This window comes from Xanthomonas sp. 1678 (assembly GCF_031455575.1).
Lineage (GTDB): Bacteria > Pseudomonadota > Gammaproteobacteria > Xanthomonadales > Xanthomonadaceae > Xanthomonas_A.
In genome coordinates, this window is sequence record NZ_JAVDSZ010000014.1 from 40,924 (window position 1) to 59,544 (window position 18,621).

At 70.6% G+C, this 18,621-nt stretch carries 18 protein-coding genes and 1 tRNA gene; 14 read left to right on the forward strand and 5 right to left on the reverse strand.

The window, feature by feature from the left end:
* Positions 1–30 precede the first annotated feature (30 nt).
* Positions 31–1,221, forward strand: coding sequence for a DUF1501 domain-containing protein (locus tag J2Y70_RS19890; protein WP_309921573.1), 1,191 nt, complete (start codon positions 31–33; stop codon positions 1,219–1,221).
* A 513-nt stretch (positions 1,222–1,734) separates the two neighbouring features.
* Here the strand turns inward: J2Y70_RS19890 and J2Y70_RS19895 are convergent.
* On the reverse strand, positions 1,735–2,523 hold the full coding sequence (locus J2Y70_RS19895; RefSeq protein ID WP_309921576.1) for a zinc-dependent peptidase: 789 nt from the start codon (positions 2,521–2,523) through the stop codon (positions 1,735–1,737).
* Positions 2,490–2,765, reverse strand: a complete 276-nt coding sequence (locus J2Y70_RS19900; protein ID WP_309921579.1) for a hypothetical protein — start codon at positions 2,763–2,765, stop codon at positions 2,490–2,492. The genes J2Y70_RS19895 and J2Y70_RS19900 overlap by 34 nt, the downstream gene beginning before the upstream one ends.
* A 162-nt stretch (positions 2,766–2,927) precedes the next feature.
* Here J2Y70_RS19900 and birA point away from each other — a divergent pair, with 162 nt between their 5' ends.
* From birA to J2Y70_RS19940, 8 genes are all read left to right on the forward strand, one after another.
* Positions 2,928–3,893, forward strand: a complete 966-nt coding sequence (gene birA / locus J2Y70_RS19905; protein WP_309921580.1) for a bifunctional biotin--[acetyl-CoA-carboxylase] ligase/biotin operon repressor BirA — start codon at positions 2,928–2,930, stop codon at positions 3,891–3,893.
* A complete protein-coding gene (locus J2Y70_RS19910; protein WP_309921582.1) occupies positions 3,890–4,630 on the forward strand; it encodes a type III pantothenate kinase in 741 nt (246 codons plus the stop codon). The genes birA and J2Y70_RS19910 overlap by 4 nt, the downstream gene beginning before the upstream one ends.
* 9 nt (positions 4,631–4,639) lie before the next feature.
* Positions 4,640–5,479 (forward strand): SPOR domain-containing protein, encoded by an 840-nt coding sequence (locus J2Y70_RS19915; RefSeq protein WP_309921583.1) that lies wholly within the window; start codon positions 4,640–4,642, stop codon positions 5,477–5,479.
* Positions 5,480–5,608: 129 nt separating this feature from the next.
* Positions 5,609–5,684 (forward strand) — tRNA-Thr (locus J2Y70_RS19920).
* A 211-nt stretch (positions 5,685–5,895) separates the two neighbouring features.
* The gene (gene rocF, locus J2Y70_RS19925) at positions 5,896–6,819 is read left to right on the forward strand and encodes an arginase (RefSeq protein WP_309921586.1); all 924 of its coding nucleotides are present in this window, start codon (positions 5,896–5,898) and stop codon (positions 6,817–6,819) included.
* 146 nt (positions 6,820–6,965) lie between these two features.
* Complete coding sequence (locus tag J2Y70_RS19930; protein ID WP_263111363.1) at positions 6,966–7,118, forward strand: entericidin A/B family lipoprotein; 153 nt, start codon at positions 6,966–6,968, stop codon at positions 7,116–7,118.
* A gap of 95 nt (positions 7,119–7,213) precedes the next feature.
* Entirely contained in the window at positions 7,214–7,348 is a 135-nt protein-coding gene (locus tag J2Y70_RS19935; RefSeq protein ID WP_263111362.1) for an entericidin A/B family lipoprotein, read from the forward strand.
* 195 nt (positions 7,349–7,543) lie between these two features.
* Entirely contained in the window at positions 7,544–7,759 is a 216-nt protein-coding gene (locus J2Y70_RS19940; protein ID WP_263396757.1) for a CsbD family protein, read from the forward strand.
* Between the two features lie 76 nt (positions 7,760–7,835).
* On the opposite strand, the gene J2Y70_RS19945 is transcribed toward J2Y70_RS19940, so the two are convergent.
* Positions 7,836–8,669 carry a hypothetical protein gene (locus J2Y70_RS19945; protein WP_309921592.1) on the reverse strand — a complete coding sequence of 278 codons (834 nt, stop codon included), beginning with the start codon at positions 8,667–8,669 and terminating at the stop codon, positions 7,836–7,838.
* A gap of 108 nt (positions 8,670–8,777) precedes the next feature.
* On the opposite strand from J2Y70_RS19945, the gene J2Y70_RS19950 reads away from it, so the two are divergent.
* The 5 genes from J2Y70_RS19950 (at position 8,778) to rarD (ending at position 15,710) form a co-directional block, all read left to right on the forward strand.
* Positions 8,778–10,070 (forward strand): tryptophan--tRNA ligase, encoded by a 1,293-nt coding sequence (locus J2Y70_RS19950; protein ID WP_309921595.1) that lies wholly within the window; start codon positions 8,778–8,780, stop codon positions 10,068–10,070.
* A gap of 230 nt (positions 10,071–10,300) precedes the next feature.
* Positions 10,301–11,224, forward strand: a complete 924-nt coding sequence (locus tag J2Y70_RS19955) for an MBL fold metallo-hydrolase (RefSeq protein WP_309921598.1) — start codon at positions 10,301–10,303, stop codon at positions 11,222–11,224.
* A 149-nt stretch (positions 11,225–11,373) separates the two neighbouring features.
* Positions 11,374–13,029, forward strand: coding sequence for a M28 family metallopeptidase (locus tag J2Y70_RS19960; RefSeq protein WP_309921745.1), 1,656 nt, complete (start codon positions 11,374–11,376; stop codon positions 13,027–13,029).
* A gap of 825 nt (positions 13,030–13,854) precedes the next feature.
* A complete protein-coding gene (gene yedA / locus J2Y70_RS19965; RefSeq protein WP_309921601.1) occupies positions 13,855–14,757 on the forward strand; it encodes a drug/metabolite exporter YedA in 903 nt (300 codons plus the stop codon).
* Complete coding sequence (gene rarD / locus J2Y70_RS19970) at positions 14,754–15,710, forward strand: EamA family transporter RarD (protein ID WP_309921604.1); 957 nt, start codon at positions 14,754–14,756, stop codon at positions 15,708–15,710. Before yedA ends, rarD begins: the two co-directional genes overlap by 4 nt.
* A 53-nt stretch (positions 15,711–15,763) precedes the next feature.
* Here the strand turns inward: rarD and J2Y70_RS19975 are convergent, their stop codons facing one another.
* Together J2Y70_RS19975 and J2Y70_RS19980 are read right to left on the reverse strand one after the other, a co-directional pair.
* Positions 15,764–16,921 carry an alpha/beta hydrolase gene (locus J2Y70_RS19975; protein WP_309921607.1) on the reverse strand — a complete coding sequence of 386 codons (1,158 nt, stop codon included), beginning with the start codon at positions 16,919–16,921 and terminating at the stop codon, positions 15,764–15,766.
* A gap of 362 nt (positions 16,922–17,283) precedes the next feature.
* The gene (locus tag J2Y70_RS19980; protein ID WP_263396764.1) at positions 17,284–18,597 is read right to left on the reverse strand and encodes an ABC transporter permease; all 1,314 of its coding nucleotides are present in this window, start codon (positions 18,595–18,597) and stop codon (positions 17,284–17,286) included.
* Positions 18,598–18,621 lie beyond the last annotated feature (24 nt).

The following is an 18,621-nucleotide window of genomic DNA, read 5'->3' on the forward strand; positions in this document are numbered from 1 at the left end:
GCAGCGCCCCGGCGATCACGGAGGTCCCCCATGCACCGTCGCCATTTCCTGTTCGCGTCCGCTGCCGCGGCGGCCAGCCTGCCGTTCGCCGGGCGCCTGTTCGCCGCGCCGGCGCCATCGCCGCGGCTGCTGGTGGTGTTCCTGCGCGGCGGCTACGACAGCAACAACCTGCTGGTGCCCTATGCCAGCGATTTCTATTACGCGTCGCGGCCGACCCTGGCGATCGCGCGGCCGGATCCGGCCAACCCCAACAGCGCCATCGCGCTGGATACGCAGTGGGGACTGAACCCGCGGCTGCGCGACACCTTGCAGCCGTTATGGAACGACAAGCAGCTGGCGTTCGTGCCGTTCGCCGGCACCGACGACCTATCGCGCAGCCACTTCGAGACCCAGGACAACATCGAAGCCGGGCAACCGGCCGGACAACGCAGCGACTACCGCTCCGGGTTCCTGGCGCGGCTGTCGCAGGTGGCCACCGGCACCCCTTCGATCGCCTTCACCGATTCGCTGCCGTTGAGCTTCCAGGGCGGTGGCGACATTCCCAACCTGTCGCTCAAGCGCAATCCCACCCCGGCCTTCGACCAGCGCCAGGCCGGGATCCTGGCGCAGATGTACCAGGGCACGCCGCTGGCCAGCGCCGCGCACGAGGGCCTGGCGCTGCGCCAGCAGGTGTCGCAGGCGTTGCAGGACGAGATGCAGCAGGCCAACCGCGGCGCCGCCAGCGCCCGCACCTTCGCCGATGAGACCCGGCGCATCGCCACGCTGATGCGCGAGCGCTACCGGCTCGGCTTCGTCGATGTCGGCGGCTGGGACACGCACGTCAACCAGGGCAGCACCGACGGCCCGCTGGCGACCAATCTGGGCAACCTGTCCGAGGGCCTGGCCGCCTATGCCGAGGCGCTGGGGCCGGAATGGCGCAACACCTTGGTGGTGGTGCTGTCCGAGTTCGGTCGCACCTTCCGCGAGAACGGCGACAAGGGCACCGACCACGGCCACGGCACCACGTACTGGGTGATGGGCGGCGCGGTCAACGGCGGGCGCATCGCCGGCGAGCAGGTCGCGGTGAGCAAGGAGAAGCTGTTCCAGGATCGCGACTACCCGGTGCTGACCAACTACCGCGACCTGTTCGCCGGCTTGTTGCGGCGCATGTGGGGGTTGTCGCCGGCGCAGTTGCAGCAGGTGTTTCCGCAGGCGCGTGCGCGGGATCTGCAGCTGGTGTGAGATGCGCGCTGTGGCATTGCTGCACGAACGACGGCGCGCCGGCTGGGTGCAGTGGGGGATGAGCTTCGACGCCGATGCCGTTCGCCGCCGCCAGGTCTACTGCTCCGTTCGTCGCGACTGAAGTCGCTCCCAAAGGACTTGCGGCGAGATAGCTGGGTGCACTGTAGGAGGGGCTTCAGCCCCGACAGGCAGCGTCCGAAGCCGGTGCAGTTCACGACTTCGTTCGTCGCGGCTGAAGCCGCTCCTACAAGGAGCTGTGTTGGCCGATTGGGTGCATTGTGGGAGGGGCTTCAGCCCCGACAGGCAGTGTCCGAAGCCGGTGCAGTTCACGACTTCGTTCGTCGCGGCTGAAGCCGCTCCTACAGGGAACTGCGGTGGCCGGGTGGGTGCACTATGGGAGGGGCTTCAGCCTCGACGGTATCCGTAGCCGGGAAGCTCATCGCTGCGATTGTAGGCCGCCGTTGAAACCGCTCCTAGAGGAGGCTCGCCGGGCGCTTCGATCGTAGCCTGCCCCTACGCGCCGGCGAACGGCGAAGGGCCGTAGAACCGCGCCAGGTGCGCGGCGACGTCCGGCATTTCGCGCTGCAGCCGCTCCGGTGCGGAGAAGTGGTATTCGCTGACCACGGCGAAGAACTCTTCGGGCGCCTCGGCGGCGTAGGCGTCGATCTCGCTGGCGCGGCCGCGGTCCACGCGCTTGCAGAATGCGTCGTAGCTGCGCTGGAAGTCGGTAGCCCAGCGCCGCTGCCAGTCGCGCGGCAGGGGAGGGGTGCCGTCCAGCGCGCCGTCGAGCACGTCGAGCTTGTGCGCCATCTCGTGCACCGCCACGCAGTAGCCGGCGCGCGGGTCGTCCAGGTCGGCCTGCACGTCGGCCCAGGACAGGATCAGCGGGCCGCTGTCCCAGGATTCGCCGATCAGTTCGTCTTCCCATTCGTGCAGCACGCCGGCCGCGTCGACGTGGCTGCGTTGCACGCGGAATGCGTCCGGATACACCAGCAGCTGCGACCAGCCGCGCAGGCCGTCGGCGCCGAACTCCAGCAGCGGCAGGCAGCACAACGCGGCCAGCAGGGTCCGCTGCGCCGCATCCAGGTGCAGCTCGGCCAATGGGGAGATGGTCTTGCTGTGCAGGAACTGCGCCGCCAGTGCGCGCAGTGTCTGCTCGCGCGCCGCATCCAGCGCCGACACCCACGCGCAGCGCTGCCGCACCGCTTGCCAGGTCGTCTCGTCGATCGGAACAGGCGCCGGCGACAGCCAGCGCAACCAGCGTGGGATCAGCGGAACATCCCCGGCAGGAAGCTGTGCCACTTGGGCATGCGCAGGCGCGGGACCAGATCGCTGTCGCCGCCGCCGCCGCCGCCGCTCGGCGCTGCGCCGGGCTTGGCGGAGGCGGGCGGGTGCGCCGGTGCCGGACGTGCCTGGGCGGCGTCCGTGTCGGTCGCGTCGGTGTAGACGCAGTCGTTGCGCTGCTTGCTCGCCAGCGCGTCGGACGCGTGGGCGGCCGCCAGCGGGAGCAGCAGCAGGATCAGGCACGGCAGGAAGCGGCGCATCGTCGGCATCCAGGGCGAGCGGCGGTGAATCCCGATTCTAACGCGGTTTTTACCCGGCGCAGGGCCGTAGCTGGGCGCAGGCACGGCGCTTCCCGCATACTTTTCCGCTTCGAGGTCACGTCTTCAGGGGCGTGTGGATTGAAACGAGGCGATGGAACCGGCGTGGACGAGCGCGAACTACTGGCCCGGCTCAGCCAGGGCCGCCTTTCCGGCGACGCCCTGGCGCGCTCCTTCGGGCTGACCCGGGCCGCGGTGTGGAAGCGCATCCAGGCGCTGCGCGCGGCCGGGGTGGAGATCGATGGCCGCGCCGGCGAGGGCTACGGGCTGGCACGGCCGCTGGAATTGCTCGAGGCCGAGCGCATCGGCGCGGCGCTGGCGCCGGCGGCGCGCGCCGAACTGGCCGGGCTGGAGATCGCCTGGAGCCTGGCCTCCAGCAACAGCACGCTGCTGGCGCGGCCGGCGCCGGCGCGCGGCAGCGAGGTGCTGCTGGCCGAGCGCCAGACCGGCGGGCGCGGCCGCCGCGGCCGGGTCTGGGCCTCGCCGCTGGCGGCGCACCTGTACCTGTCGGTGGCGCGCGGCTTCGCCGGCGGGCTGGGGCGCCTGGGCGGGCTGAGCCTGGCCGCCGGCGTGGCCGTGGCCGAGGCGCTGCGCGCGGCCGGCTTCGCCACGGTCGGGCTGAAATGGCCGAACGACCTGCTCGCCGACGGATGCAAGCTCGGCGGGCTGCTGGTCGAGGGCGGCGGCGAGTTCGCCGGGCCGGCGCGGGCGGTGATCGGCCTGGGCCTCAACGTGCGCATGCCGGCGGCCAGTGCCGCGAGCATCGGCCAGCCGTGGACCGACCTGGCCACACTGGCCGGCGCCGAGGTCTCGCGCAACGCGATCGCGGCCATGGTGCTGTCGCATCTGCTGCCGGCGCTGGCGTTGTTCGACGCACAGGGCCTGGCGCCGTTCCTGCCGCGCTATGCCGCGCTGGACCTGCTCGCCGGGCGCGCGATCCGCATCGACGAGGGCGGCGTCGCGCGCGAGGGCGTGGCCCTGGGCCTGGCCGACGACGGCGCGCTGCGGGTGGCGTTCGCCGACGGCGAGCGGCCGCTGCATGCCGGCGAAGTCAGCGTGAGGCCGGCATGAGCGACTGGCTGTTCGACCTGGGCAATTCGCGCTTCAAGTTCGCCGCGCTGGAGCGCGGTCGCGCCGATGCGGTGCAGGCATGGGCGCATGGCGCCGAAGCGATGGACGCGGCCGCGGTGGCGGCGTTGCCGCGCGGCGACACCGCCTACGTCGCCAGCGTCGCCGCGGCGGCCTTGACCGCAGCGGTGCTGGACGCGCTGCGTACCCGCTTCGCGCAGGTGCAGGTGGCGCGCACCGAGGCCACCTGCGCCGGCGTGCGCATCGCCTATGCGCAGCCGCAGCGGTTCGGCGTGGACCGCTTCCTGGCGCTGCTCGCCGCGCACGGCGGCGGCGACGTGCTGGTGGTCGGGGTCGGCACCGCGCTGACCCTGGACCTGCTCGATCGCGACGGCCTGCACCATGGCGGACGCATTGCGCCGTCGCCGACCACGATGCGCCAGGCCCTGCAGCAGCGCGCCGCGCAGCTGCCGGCCGACGGCGGCGACTACCGCGAGTTCGCCACCGACACCGCCGATGCGCTGGCGTCCGGGTGCGACGGTGCGGCGCTGGCGCTGATCGAACGGAGCCTGCAGCAGGGCGAGGCGCTGCTGACGCGGCGGCCGCGGCTGCTGCTGCACGGCGGCGGCGCGCCACCGTTGCTGCACGGATTGCCGGCGGCCGAGCAGCGCCCGTCGCTGGTGCTGGACGGGTTGGCGCTGTGGGCGCAGGCGCACGCCGCGGCCGGGCGCGCCGGGTAGAATCCGCGCATGCTCGTCCGCGCCCTGCTCGTCGTCCTGACCATCCTCAATCTCGGCGTCGCGCTGTGGTGGGCGACGCAGCCGCAGACCCCCGCGCCGGCACCGCTGCCGACCCCGCCCGCCGGGGTGGCGACGCTGCAGCTGGTTCCGGCATCGCAGGCCGTGCCGCAGGCCGCGCCCCTGGCGCCGGCTTCCGTTGCGGCACCAGCACCAGCGCCTGCCACTGCCGCGGCGCCGAGCGCCGCCGCTGCGGTTGCCGACGCGCCCGCAACAACTGCAGTGCCAGCAACCGCAACGCCCACGACCGCAGCGCCGACCGCTGCCGCGCCACCACCGCCCAAAGCGCCCAGCGACGCCGTGGCCGCCGCCGCGGAGCCTGCCGCGGCCCCCGTCTGCCTGAGCCTGGGCCCGTATCCGGACCGTGCCGCCGCCGAGGCCGCCGTCGCCACACTCGGCACCGCCGCCACGCGCCCGCGCCTGCGCGAGGTCGGCGACGACGACGCCACCAGCTTCCGTGTGCTGCTGCCGACCATCGGCGGCGAGGACGGGGTCAAGGCCGCGGTCGAGCGCATCGTCGCCGCCGGCATCCGCGACTACTACCCGATCCGTCAGGGCGAGGAAGCCGGCGCGATCGCGCTCGGCCAGTACCGCAGCCGCGAAGGCGCCGAACGCCGCCGCGCCGAGCTGGCCAAGGCCGGCTTCAACGTCGACCTGGTCCCCAGCGGCGGCAGCGGCCAGTCGCGCTGGTGGCTGGACCTGCGCACGGCCTCCGCGGCACAGGCCGCCTCGCTGCGGCGGCAGCTCGGCGCGCAGCGCCAGCGCGCGCTGGACTGCGCCACGCTGCGCTAGAATGCCGCGCTGCGCATGCGCTTCGTCTTCCGGGCCGGTGCGGATCGCGACCCGCCGCCGCGATCTGCCGCGACGGCCTGCCAGCAGGTAGACTGCGACGGCCCGCAGCGCGGGCACTGCAGTCCTCGTGCCGCTTTAGCTCAGTCGGTAGAGCAACTGATTTGTAATCAGTAGGTCGTCCGTTCGATTCGGACAAGCGGCACCATTCTCCTCGCCTCGTTGCGTGTGCGACCGGCCAGCGCCGGCGCCGCTGCTCGTGCGTAGGCGCTTGCCGCTGTGCGGCCGTTCCCATGGATTTTCCGGCAATGCATCGCCGCACGTTGCGTACCGTCGGCGGTCGCCCTGCTGCGCCGCGGCGGGTCGCGCCGCGGGCGGCTCGCTAGACTGGCGCACATTTTTTGCTGGAGCACGTCCGCATGAGTTCCTCTTTTCTGCCGGTGTCCCTGATCGGCGTTCCCACCGATATCGGCGCCGGCCACCGTGGCGCGCGCATGGGGCCGGAAGCGTTGCGCATCGCCGGTCTGCACGAGGCGCTGGCCGGTCGCGGCATCGAAGTGCGCGACTTGGGCAACCTCGACGGCCCGCGCAATCCGTGGCAATCCCCGGTCGCCGGCTACCGGCACCTGGACGAAGTGGTGGCCTGGAACCGTGCACTGATGGAGGCCAGCTACGCCGAGCTGCGCGCCGGGCGCATGCCGATCATGCTGGGCGGCGACCATTGCCTGGGCATCGGCTCGATCACCGCGGTGGCGCGGCATTGCCGCGAGCAGGGCCGCAAGCTGCGGGTGCTGTGGCTGGACGCGCACTCGGACTTCAACACCAGCGAGGTGACGCCGTCGGGCAACGTGCATGGCATGCCGGTGGCCTGCCTGTGCGGGCTGGGTCCCAAGGCGCTGACTGAACTCGGCGGCGACGCGCCGGCGCTGCGCCCGGACCAGGTCCGCCAGATCGGCATCCGTTCGGTGGATCCGGACGAGAAGCGGCTGATCAAGCAGCACCGCATCGATGTGTACGACATGCGCTACATCGACGAGATGGGCATGAAGCGCACCATGGAAGCGGCGCTGGACGGACTCGATGCCGACACCCACCTGCACGTCAGCTTCGACGTGGACTTCCTCGACCCCAGCATCGCGCCCGGCGTGGGCACCACCGTGCCCGGCGGCCCCAACTACCGCGAAGCGCAGCTGGTGATGGAGATGATCGCCGACAGCGGGCGCATGGGCTCGCTGGACATCGTCGAACTCAATCCGGTGCTGGACCATCGCAATCTGACCGCCGAACTGGCGGTGGACCTGGTCGAAAGCCTGTTCGGCAAGTCCACGCTGATGCGAGACTGAGTTGGGTTTCTGGAAGAAAACTGAACACTGGAGCGCTTCATTCACGTGAAATCCACAGTGGTGAAGTCAGATTCACCGCCAGACGGTAGCTCGGCAACGGCTATCGCCGCTGTCCCCTAGACCCGTCTTACTGCGAGGATTCCACGATGAAGCGACTGCTCACCTTGATGATGCTGACCCTGTTCTGTGCGGGCATGCTGACTGGCTGCAACACCATGGCCGGTGCCGGCAAAGACATGCAGAAGGCGGGCGAGAAGGTGGAAGACAAGGCGGGCGATTGCAGCGACGGCAAGTGCTGATCGATCGGCCGTAGTGGCTTCGCGTTTTAGATATCCAATGCGTTACCCAGACGCGGCTCGTGCCGCGTTCCCATGATCAACAAAGGAGTGAACCTATGAAGCGTACTTTTGCGTGGATGCTGCTGGCGATGTTCTCGGTCGGCCTGCTGTCTGGCTGCAACACCGTTGCCGGTGCCGGCAAGGACGTGCAGAGCGCCGGCGAGAAGGTCGAAGACGCCGCCAAGAACTGAGCCCCAGCGCTCGGTGACAAGAACGGGCCGGCTTTGCCGGCCCGTTTTTTTTGCGTCTCGTACATGCCATCGCCAGGTCCGGTAAATGGTTCACCGAACTCATGCGCCGTTGACGTCGTATCGACCGCATGGCAACGGCGCAGGCGCGATGCTCTGCGCGCGGTTCAGTCGCCGCGGACCAACGAGAGCGATGCTATGAACAAAGACATCATTTCCGGCAAGTGGACCCAGCTCAAAGGCAAGATCAAGGCCCAGTGGGGCGATCTGACCGACGACGATTTCGACGTGGCCGAAGGCAATGCCCAATACCTGTCGGGCAAGCTGCAGGAACGCTATGGCTGGGATCGCGACCGCGCCGAAAAAGAGGTGCGTACCTTCCAGGACAGCCTGGACAAGGAATACCGCAACTGAGGCGATCCATGCGCCTTGCACCGGAACGGGCCGCGAGTGCGGCCCGTTCCTTTTTCGCGCCTACATGTGCGCGGGCTCAGCGCGCCGGCGGATCCGGCACGAAGTCGCCGGGAAAGGCATGCGGTGCGTCGGCCACGCGCGGGTACGGCCGCGACCGCGGGATCACCCCGCGTGCGATCAGCCGTGCGCGGCTGTCGTAACGTAGCTGCACGCGCTGCTGCGGCACCTCGCTGGCGCGTTCGAATTCGGTAGTGCTGGACGGCGACCATTCGCGTTCGCCATGGCCTGTGCCCAGGCGCTGCACCGCGCCCAGCGCGGCATCGCTTTCCTGGGCGCGCGCCGCCACCGGTGCCGGTGCTTGCGCCGGCGCGGCAGCGCTTTCGCGGCGCTCCTCGATGCTTGCCTGCGGCACGATGCGTGGCGCTTCGTCGAACACCGCCATGCCGATCACGCCGACGTTGTCGGGGCGGCCGGTGCGCGCGGCGTAGCTGTCGGCCAGGTCGGTGAACACGAACTGCGCGATCTCGCGCTGCGACTTGCGCCAGCCGGCGATCTCGGTGCTCTGCCACGGCGCCAGCACATAGCCGCGCTGGTCGCTGGAGGCCGTCTCGCCGCTGACTGCGTTGACTCCGTCCACCGACAGCACCACCAGCACGCGGCGGCCGGTGAGGTTGCTCAGGCGCAGCGCATAGCGGTGGCCGGGCGTGGCGGCGACCCAGCGCTGGCCGCGCTGCACGTGCTGCGGCAGATCGGCGCCGTCGTCGCGGTCGATCACGCTCAGGGCGACCAGCGACGCGGACGGCGGCGGTGCAGGGTAGGGGCGGAAACCGCACAGCAGGCCGATACACAGCAGGGCGATCGAGATCGGGCCGATCGGGCGGGTTGGAAGCAGGCGGAAGAGCGTGCGCATCGGGGCGACTCCGGGAAGGGACCTGGCATTGAACGCGCCATGCGCCGGAACGGGGTTGCCGCGCAGCGGTTAAACTCGCCGGGTTTTCTTCCGGCTTCGATTCCCCGCATGACCACCCGCGTCCTCACCGGCATCACCCCCTCCGGCACCCCGCACCTGGGCAACTACGTCGGCGCGATCCGCCCGGCACTGCAGGCCAGCCTGCGTCCGGGCATCGAGAGCTTTTATTTCCTGGCCGACCTGCACAGCCTGATCAAGGCGCAGGACCCGGTGCGCACCCAGCGCTCGACCCTGGAGATCGCCGCGTCGTGGCTGGCGGCCGGGCTGGATCCGTCGAAGGTGTGGTTCTACCGCCAGTCCGACGTGCCGGAAACCAATGAGCTGACCTGGTTCCTGACCTGCGTCGCCGGCAAGGGCCTGCTCAACCGTGCCCATGCCTACAAGGCGGCGGTGGACAAGAACCGCGCCGATGGCGAGGACGACGATGCCGGGATCAGCGCCGGGCTGTTCATGTACCCGGTGCTGATGGCCGCCGACATCCTGCTGTTCAACGCGCAGCAGGTGCCGGTGGGCCGCGACCAGATCCAGCACATCGAGATGGCGCGCGATATCGGCCAGCGTTTCAACCACGTCTACGGCCGCGATTACTTCACCCTGCCCGAAGCGCTGATCGACGAGCAGGTGGCCACCTTGCCCGGGCTGGACGGGCGCAAGATGAGCAAGAGCTACGACAACACGATTCCGTTGTTCGCCCCGCGCGAGGAACTGAAGAAGCGCGTGTTCGCCATCGTCACCGATTCCCGCGCGCCCGGCGAACCGAAGGACACCGAGGGCTCGGCGCTGTTCCAGCTGTACCAGGCCTTCGCCAGCGCCGAGGAGGCCGCCGCGTTCGCGCAGGCCTTCGCCGGCGGCATCGGCTGGGGCGAGGCCAAGCAGCAGTTGTTCGAGCGCATCGACGCCGAGATCGCGCCGATGCGCGAGCGCTACGAGGCGCTGATGGCGCGCCCGGGCGAGATCGAGGCGATCCTGCGCGACAATGCGCAGCGCCTGCGCGCACGCTATGCCACGCCGTTCCTGGCCGAATTGCGGCATGCGGTGGGCCTGCGCGACCTGTCGCTGCGCGAGGCGGAGCAGGCCGATGCCGCGCAGGCCAAGCAGGCGCTGCCGAGCTTCAAACAGTACCGTGAGGGCGACGGCCGCTTCTACTTCAAGCTGCTCGACGGCGAAGGCGCGCTGCTGCTGCAGAGCGGCGGCTTCGATTCGCCGCGCGAGGCCGGACGCGTGATCGGCGTGCTCAAGCAGGCGGCGCAGGCCGATGCGTTGCAGGCCGCCGGAATCACCCTGGCGGTGCCGGCCGAGGTCGCGCTGGCCGCGCTGCAGCGGCTGCGCGATGCGGGCTGAGGGTTACGCGATGCGATCGCACGTCCTGTAGGAGGGGCTTCAGCCCCGACCGGGGTTACCGGTAACGCCCGGTCGGGGCTGAAGCCCCTCCTACAAAAAGCGCCGGTCGTTGGGCTGCGCCGCGGACGGCGCGCGAACTGCGCACTGTCCTCATGCCCGCACGTCGTGCAGGGCTGGCAACGGCCTCCGTACGGCCTAGAATGGACCCTCGCCCAGCCACCGCACTGCGCATGCCACGCGATTCCAGCATCCATCTCATCGACACCGGTTTCCAGCGCGCGCAGTTCGATGCGGCCTACCTGATCGTGGAGCACGGTCGCGGCGCGTTCGTCGATTGTGGCACCAGCCACTCGCTGCCGGCCATGCTGGCCGCGCTCGACGGCGCCGGCCTGGCGCCGGGCGATGTGGACTGGCTGATCCTGACCCACGTGCACCTGGACCATGCCGGCGGCGCCGGTGCGCTGCTGCAGCGGTTGCCGAACGCGCGCCTGCTGGTGCATCCGCGCGGCGCGCCGCACATGATCGACCCGACGCGGCTGATCGCCGGCGCCACCGCGGTGTACGGCGAAGCCGAGATCGCGCGCAGCTACGGCACGATCCTGCCGGTGGCGGCCGAACGTGTCGTCGTCGCCGAGGACGGCCATCGGCTGTGGCTGGGCGAGCGCGAGCTGCTGTGTATCGATACGCCCGGCCACGCGCGCCATCACCTGTGCGTGTGGGACGCGCGCAGCCGCAGCTGGTTCAGCGGCGACACTTTCGGGCTGTCGTACCGCGAGCTGGACAGCGCGCAGGGCGCGTTCGTGATCCCGACGTCCTCGCCGGTGCAGTTCGATCCGGAGGCGATGCGTGCCTCGATCCAGCGCATGCTCGGCTATGCGCCGGACACGCTGTATCTGACCCATTACGGCGCGGTCGGCGCGGCAGAGACATTGGCCGCGGATCTGTTCGAGCAACTCGAGGCGATGGTGGCGATCGCGCGCGGCTGCGACGGCCATTCCGATCGCCATCGCTGCCTGGTCGCGGCGTTGACCGCGCTATACCTGGAGCGCGCGCGACTGCATGGCTGTCCGCTCGACGACGCCGGCGTGGAGCAGGTGCTGCGGATGGACATCGAACTCAATGCGCAGGGCCTGGCCTGCTGGCTGGATCGCTGAAAGGCCGGGATTCGTGATTTGGGATTCGGGGAGTGGGAAAAGCGTGTGTCTGCGCTTCTCGTGTCTCGATCCACCTCATTGCTGTTTCGTGACGGCGTCACGCTCTACACTGTGCAACCAGGTTTTTTCAGGTCCTCGCCGTGAATCCGATGCGCATGTTGCTGCTGTCCGCCTGTCTGTTCATGGGAGGCGCCGCGCAGGCGGCCAACGAGGCGCTGCCCGGCGGCGGCATCGATGCCGAAGCGCTGCAGCGGCATGTGCGCACGCTGGCCTCCGATGGGTTCGAGGGCCGCGCGCCGGCCACGCCGGGCGAGGACAAGACCATCGCCTATCTCAGCGAACAGTTCCGCCTGGCCGGGGTGCAACCGGCGGGCGACGACGGCGGCTGGACCCAGGCGGTGCCGCTGGTGCGCGCGCAGGTGGACGGACCGGTGACCGCGACGCTGCGCGTGGCCGGTGCGTCGCAGGCGCTGGTCAACGGCGAGGACGTGGTGCTGCAGAGCCTGCGTCCCGGTGCCAAGGTGGCGCTGAAGGATGCGCCGCTGGTGTTCGTCGGCTACGGCATCCACGCGCCCGAGCGCGGCTGGGACGACTACAAGGGCGTGGACCTGAAAGGCAAGATCGCGGTGATGCTGATCAACGATGCCGATTTCGAGACGCCGCAGCCCGGCGCCTTCGATGGCCGCGCGGTCACCTACTACGGGCGCTGGACCTACAAGTACGAGGAAGCCGCGCGGCAGGGCGCGGCCGGCGTGCTGATCGTGCACGAGACCGCGCCGGCGGCGTACGGCTGGGCCACGGTGAAGAGTTCCGGGTTGTCGCCGCTGTTCGACATCGAGCGCAGCGACGCGCAGGCGCGCGCGCAGCACGTGCCGGTGCGCGGCTGGATGCAACGCGCGTTGGCGGTGTCGCTGTTCCAGCGCGCCGGGCTGGATTTCGAGGCGGAGAAGCGACGTGCGCAGCGCGCCGACTTCCGCCCACAGGCGTTGGGCGGTGCGGCGCTGTCGGTGCGTTTCGCGCTCAAGCGCGAGCGCGTGGTCACCCACAACGTGGTCGCCAAGCTGGAAGGCGCCACGCATCCGGAGGAGACCGTCATCTACTCGGCGCACTGGGACGCGTTCGGCCTCGGCGCGGCCGATGCCGGCGGCGACCGCATCCGCCGCGGCGCGGTCGACAACGCCACCGGCGTGGCCAGCGTGCTGGAACTGGCGCGAGTGTTCGCGGCCGGTCCGCGGCCGCAGCGCACGCTGTACTTCATCGCCCTGACCGCCGAGGAAAAGGGCCTGCTGGGCGCGACCTACTACGCCGCGCATCCGCTGGCGCCGCTGGCGACCACCGTGGCGGTGATCAACAGCGAGATGTTCAGCCCCGACGGCGCCACCCGCGACATCGCCTCGTGGGGCCGCGGGCGCGTGTCGCTGGAGCGCGATCTGGCCGCGGCGGCGCAGGCGCGCGGCCGCGCCTATTCGCCGGATCCGAACCTGGAGGCGGGCTTCTTCTATCGCGCCGACCACTTCGCCTTCGCCCGCGCCGGGGTGCCGGCGATCACGGTGGGGCCCGGCTTGGACAAGCTGGACGGTGGTGTGGCCGCCGGCAAGGCGATCCGCGACCGCTATTTCGCCGAGTGCTACCACCAGCCCTGCGATCGCTGGAGCGCATCCTGGGATCCGGCCGGGCATGCCGCCGACACGCTGCTGCTGTACGACCTGGGCCAGCGCCTGGCCGACAGCCGCGAGTGGCCGCGCTGGGACGACGGCTCGGAGTTCAAGCCGGCGCGCGATGCGAGCGAGGCGGCGCGGCGTTGAGGTGGTGACTGTGACTGTGGCTGCGGTTGGGGTGGGTGTCGCGCGTCGCGACTGAAGTCGCTCCCACAAGTGAAGCTTCGCGCTGGGTTTGCTGGAGTGCAGCGCAGAAGTGCTTCGGTCTCCACTGCTGCCGAAGCCGATCGATTGCTGACGCGTCCTGTCGCGGCTGAAGCCGCTCCTACAGGGAGCCTTGCGCTGAGTTGCTAGGTGCACTGTAGGATGGGCTTCAGCCCCGACTGGTGCGAAGCCGATGGATTGCTGATGCCTCCTGTCGCGGCTGAAGCCGCTCCTACAGGAGGCCTTGCGCTGAGTTTGCTGGGTGCACTGTAGGAGCGGCTTCAGCCGCGACTGCTGCCGGAGCCGATGGAGCTGCTGGCTTCGTGGGTCGCGACTGAAGTCGCTCCCACAGAGGGAGCTTCGCGCTGAGTTGCTGGAGCGCTGTGGGAAGTGCAGAAGCGCTTCGGTTGCCACTGCTGCCGAAGCCGATGGATTGCGGATGCCTCCTGTCGCGGCTGAAGCCGCTCCTACAGGAACCTTGCGCAAGGTGCTGGGTGCATTGTGGGAGGGACTTCAGTCCCGACGCGGGGAGTCTGCCGCGCAGCGATTGCGGCTGATGGCCGAAGCCATCGGGGTTGCCTCTGCATGACGCACGCACGTGCTGTGCGCTCAAATCACGCTGGCTCAGCGCGGTGCGTATCGCCGATGGTTCGGCTGGACCAAACGCCACGCGCAAAACAGCGTGCCGCGCGCGTCGCGCTGCAATGCTGTCGCTGGTCGTGGCCGCTGGCCTAGAATTCATGTCCACACCGCTCGGTCCTTCTGCGCATGTCGTCCTCGTCCTCTCCCGCCACCGCCGTTCCCGCGCGCGGTGGTTTCGTCGTCCTCGCGCTGCTGCTGGTCTACGTCGTCTGGGGTTCGACCTATCTGGCGATCCGCTTCGCGCTGGAGGGCGGGACGCCGCCGCTGAGCATGGTCTCGGGGCTGCGCTTCGTGGTCGCCGGCTCATTGCTGTACGCGGTGCTGCGCTGGCGCGGCGTGGCGGCGCCGACGTGCGCGCACTGGGGGTCGCTGACGGTGCTCGGCGCATTGCTGCTGCTGTGTGGCAACGGCATGGTGGTGCTGGCCGAGCGCCAGGTGTCCTCGGGCCTGGCTGCGGTCGCGGTGGCCTCGGTGCCGCTGTGGATGGCGCTGTTCGGAGCGTTGCGCGGTCAGCATGCCAGCCGCGGCGAATGGCTGGGCATCGTGGTCGGGTTCGCCGGGGTGCTGTGGCTCAACGCCGGCAGCAGCCTCAGCGCCAGCCCCAAGGGCCTGGTGCTGCTGTTGATCGCGCCGATCGGCTGGGCGTTCGGTTCGGTGTGGTCGCGCGGTCGCGACCTGCCGGCGCCGTTCATGGCCGCCGCCGGGCAGATGTTGTGCGGCGGCGTGCTGCTGGTCGCCGCGGGCCTGCTGAGCGGCGAGCGCCCGCACGCCTGGCCGACGCCGCACGCGCTGGTGGCGGTCGCCTACCTGTGCGTGTTCGGCTCGATCGTGGCGTTCACCGCCTACGTGTGGCTGTTGCAGAACGTGCGTCCGGTGCTGGCCGGCAGCTATGCCTACGTCAATCCGGTGATCGCGGTGGCGCTGGGCAGCTGGCTCGGCGGCGAGCGCTTCACCGCCAGCGACCTGGGCGCGATGGCGGTGATCCTGGCCGGCGTGGTGGTCATCACCGTGGCGCGGACGCGGCGATGACCGCCGCCGAACAGGAGACGCGGCGCGGGTTGCTGATCACCGCGCTGGCGTTCGCGCTGTGGGGCGTGGTGCCGGTGTACTGGCATCTGCTCAAGGCGGTGCCGTCGTTCCAGATCATCGCCCACCGCATCGTCTGGAGCGCGGTGCTGGTGGTGGGCTGGCTGCTGTACCGCACGCGCCTGCAGTGGTGGCGCAGCATCGCCGCGCAGCCGCGCGCGCTGGCCATCCTGGCGCTGAGCAGCCTGGCGATCGCGTTCAACTGGGGCCTGTACATCTGGGCGATCAACGCCGGCCACGTGATCGAGGCCAGCCTGGGCTATTTCATCAATCCGCTGGTCAACGTGCTGCTCGGCGTGCTGGTGCTGAAGGAGCGGCTGCGCCCGCTGCAGTGGCTGGCGGTGGCGTGCGCGGCGCTCGGCGTGAGCTGGCTCACCGTCGATGCCGGCGCGCTGCCGTGGATCGCGCTGAGCCTGGCCGCCTCGTTCGGGCTGTACGGGTTGCTGCGCAAGCTGGTGCAGGTGGATGCGGTGGCCGGGCTGGGGGTGGAGAGCCTGTACCTGTTCCTGCCGGCGCTGGGCTTCGTGCTGTGGAGCGAGAGCGGGCACGGCGGCGGTTTCGCCGGAGGTTGGGGCTGGCGCAACGATCTGCTGCTGGTGTTCGGCGGCGTGGTCACCGCGGTGCCGCTGATCGGCTTCGCCTACGGCGTGCGGCGCATCCCGCTGTCGCTGGTCGGGCTGCTGCAGTACATCGCGCCGAGCCTGCAGTTGCTGCTTGGGGTGTGGTTCTTCCACGAGCCGTTCGACACCGGCAAGGCGATCGGCTTCGCCGCGATCTGGATCGGCCTGCTGCTGTTCGCCGGCGAGAGCCTGTGGCGGTCGGGCTGGGGGCGGCGAGGGGCCGGGATTGGGAATTCGGGATCGGGGATTCGCAAGAGCCGAAGCCGCTCCCCTTGATAGCGCGGCGGCCTGCGCAGTCCGCTGTTACGAATCCAATCCCCACTCCCTGCTCAACCCCGGCCGACGCTCGCAGCCGGGCTGCCGGTCAACTGCTGCCCGGCGTCCACGCGCGGCGCCAGCGGCGACGGGCAGTGGCCGTCGTGGCGCTGCGCCGGCAGTTCGGCGAACCAGTCCTCCACGGTCGGCGCCAGCAGGTCCAGCCGCATCGGCAGGCTGATGTGGTTCTCGCCGGGCATCTCCAGGTAGTGCGCGCGCGGCGCGTCCAGCGCCAGCAGGCGGCCGTGCGCGACCGGGATGTGCTGGTCGGCGCCGCCATGCAGCAGCAGCACGCAGGCCGGGGCGGCGCGCGCGGCGGCGGTCACGTCGACCTGGTCCAGGTTCAGCGCCAGGCGCTGGTTGGCGTTGGCGATGACCGCATCCAGGTTCTGCCCGGCATAGCGCCAGCGCGCCAGGTCCATCGCCGCGCTGGCCATCAGGCCCTGCGGGCGGCTGGCGAGCATGTGCGGGATCATGTCGCGGATGCCGCGGCCGGCGTTGGCGAAGGATTCCATCGCGACCACGCCGTCGACGTCGCCGCCCAGCTTCTGCGCGGTGAACAGCGCGGTGGCGGCGCCGTAGGACACGCCGAACAGGTACAGCGGACCCTGCACCTCGCCGCGGGCGCGCAGCGCGCGGATCACAGCGACCACGTCGTCGGACTCGCGGGTGCCGTAGCCGGCCGGGCCGCCGCCGGAGCGGCCGTGGTTGCGCAGGTCGATGCTGATGCTGCGGTAGCCGGCCTGGGCCAGGTCCAGCGACCACGGCAGCAGCGAGTCGCCGTCCATCATCCAGCCGTGCAGCAGCACCACGGTGCCGCGCGGGGCGGCGTGCGCGCCGGGCTGCGGCGCGGCCACGTCCATCGCGAAATCGGCGCGCTCGTGGCCGTTGGCGTCGCGGCCGGCATGCTCGTAGCGGTAGCGCATGCGGTAGTCGCCCGGATCGATCGCCCGCCAGAAGATCGGGATGCCGCCGGGGGTGAGCACGTGCCCGCTGCGGTTGGGCAGGGTCGACAGCAGGCCCTGGATGCGTTCCTCGTCCATCAGCGGCGACACGCCGCCCGGCGCGACCAGGCGGTCGCTGAGCGAGGTGGAGGTGCCCGCGGCCACGCAGCAGGCCGCCAGGCACAGGCTGGCGCAGAGGACGAGCAGGAGGCGCAGGCGCGACGACATGGCGGTAGGCGGTGGATGAGCGGCCGCGCAGGCTACCGCCTTCGCCGGCGCGGCTCTACCGCAATTGGATGACGAAACGATGACGCGGGTCGGCAGGGTGCGCCGAGGCGGGACCGCCAGCCCGGTTTTTCCCGCTGCGGCCTGCGCTGTGGCGCATCCACCCGTCCCGACCGGGCCGTGCCGGGCCTGGCCGGCACCCGGTCGGCGTCGCGCGGCAGCGCCTCGCGTTCAGGTCGGGCCGCGTGGCGCCGGCCCGCGACACGCCGGGCCAGACCCGCGGGTCGCATTTGCGCAGGTGGAGGCCGACCCGCGACCTCGCTTCCGTGTGCCAGGCAGGTGCCGCGGTGCCCGGAATGGCGGCCTTACAGCGCGCGCAAGGCGGTGGTGATCGGCAGCCGCGCCGCGCGCAGCGCCGGGAACAGCCCGCCGACCAGGCCGATGCCCAGCGCCCACTTCAGCCCGCTCCACAGCAGTTCCGGCGACACCTTGAACTGGAACACCACCTGGCTGAAGTTGCTGCCCAGCGTGGACACGCTGTAGCCGTTGAACACGACCCAGGCGATCAGCCCGCCGAGCAGCCCGCCGAGCAACGCCAGCAGCATCGTCTCCAGCATCACCGCGGTCACCACCGGCAATCCGCGGAAGCCGATCGCGCGCATCGTGGCGATCTCGCGCGCGCGGGTGGCCACCGCCGCGTACATGGTGTTGAGCGCGCCGAACACCGCGCCTACCGCCATGATCGCGCCGATCACCGTGCCGAGGATGCTGATCAGCTTGCTGAGGTTGCCGCCCTGCTTGGCGTAGTAGGCGCGGGTGGTCTCCACGTCGAGCTTGAGCCGCGGGTCGGCGGCCATCGCCGCCTTGAACTGGGCGTAGCCGTCCTTGCCGGCGGTGCGCACGTTGATCGACTGGTAGGCGCTGCGGTTGTAGGTGGAGGCCAGGGTCTGCGCGTCGGCCCACAGTTCCGAATCGTGCGCGTCGCCGGAGGCGAACACGCCGACCACGGTCCACTGCTCGCGGCCCAGGCTCAGCGTCTTGCCCACCTCCAGCCCGCGGAACTGCGCCTTGGCGCCCTGGCCGACCACGATCTCGCGCAGGCCGGCGGCGAAGCGGCGGCCTTCCACGATCCTGACCTTGTCGTGCACCATCCAGCCGGCGTCGCCGACGCCGCGGAACTGCACGTTGGTGTCGGTGCCCTCGGCCTTGCTCGGCAGGTTGATCACCTGCGACAGCTCCGGGGAGACCAGCGGCTTGCCGTCGGCGCCCTTGGCCACGCCGGCCAGGCTGGCGATCAGCGGCACCTGGTCGCGGGTGATCACCGAGTTGGTCTCGGCGCCGGAGCCGCCGCGCAGCACGATGGCGGTGGTGTCGTCGCCGGTGCTGCTGAGCGTGGCCTGGAAGCCTTCGCCCATCGCCAGCATCGCCACCAGCACGCCGACCACGCCGGCGATGCCGACCACGATCACCGACGAGGCGCCCCAGCGCTGCGGCAGGCTGGCCACGCCGATGCGGGTGGCGGCCAGCGCCAGGCGGCCGCTGCGGGTCAGCAGCAGCCACAGCGCCACGCCGACGGCCAGCGCCAGCACCCCGTACCAGGGCAGCGCGATCCACAGCGCCAGCCCGAGGGCAAGCAGCAGCAGCGAGAGCAGATTGCCCAACCATTGTTTGAGTTTCATCAGTGCGTCTTCCGAGAATGCGAT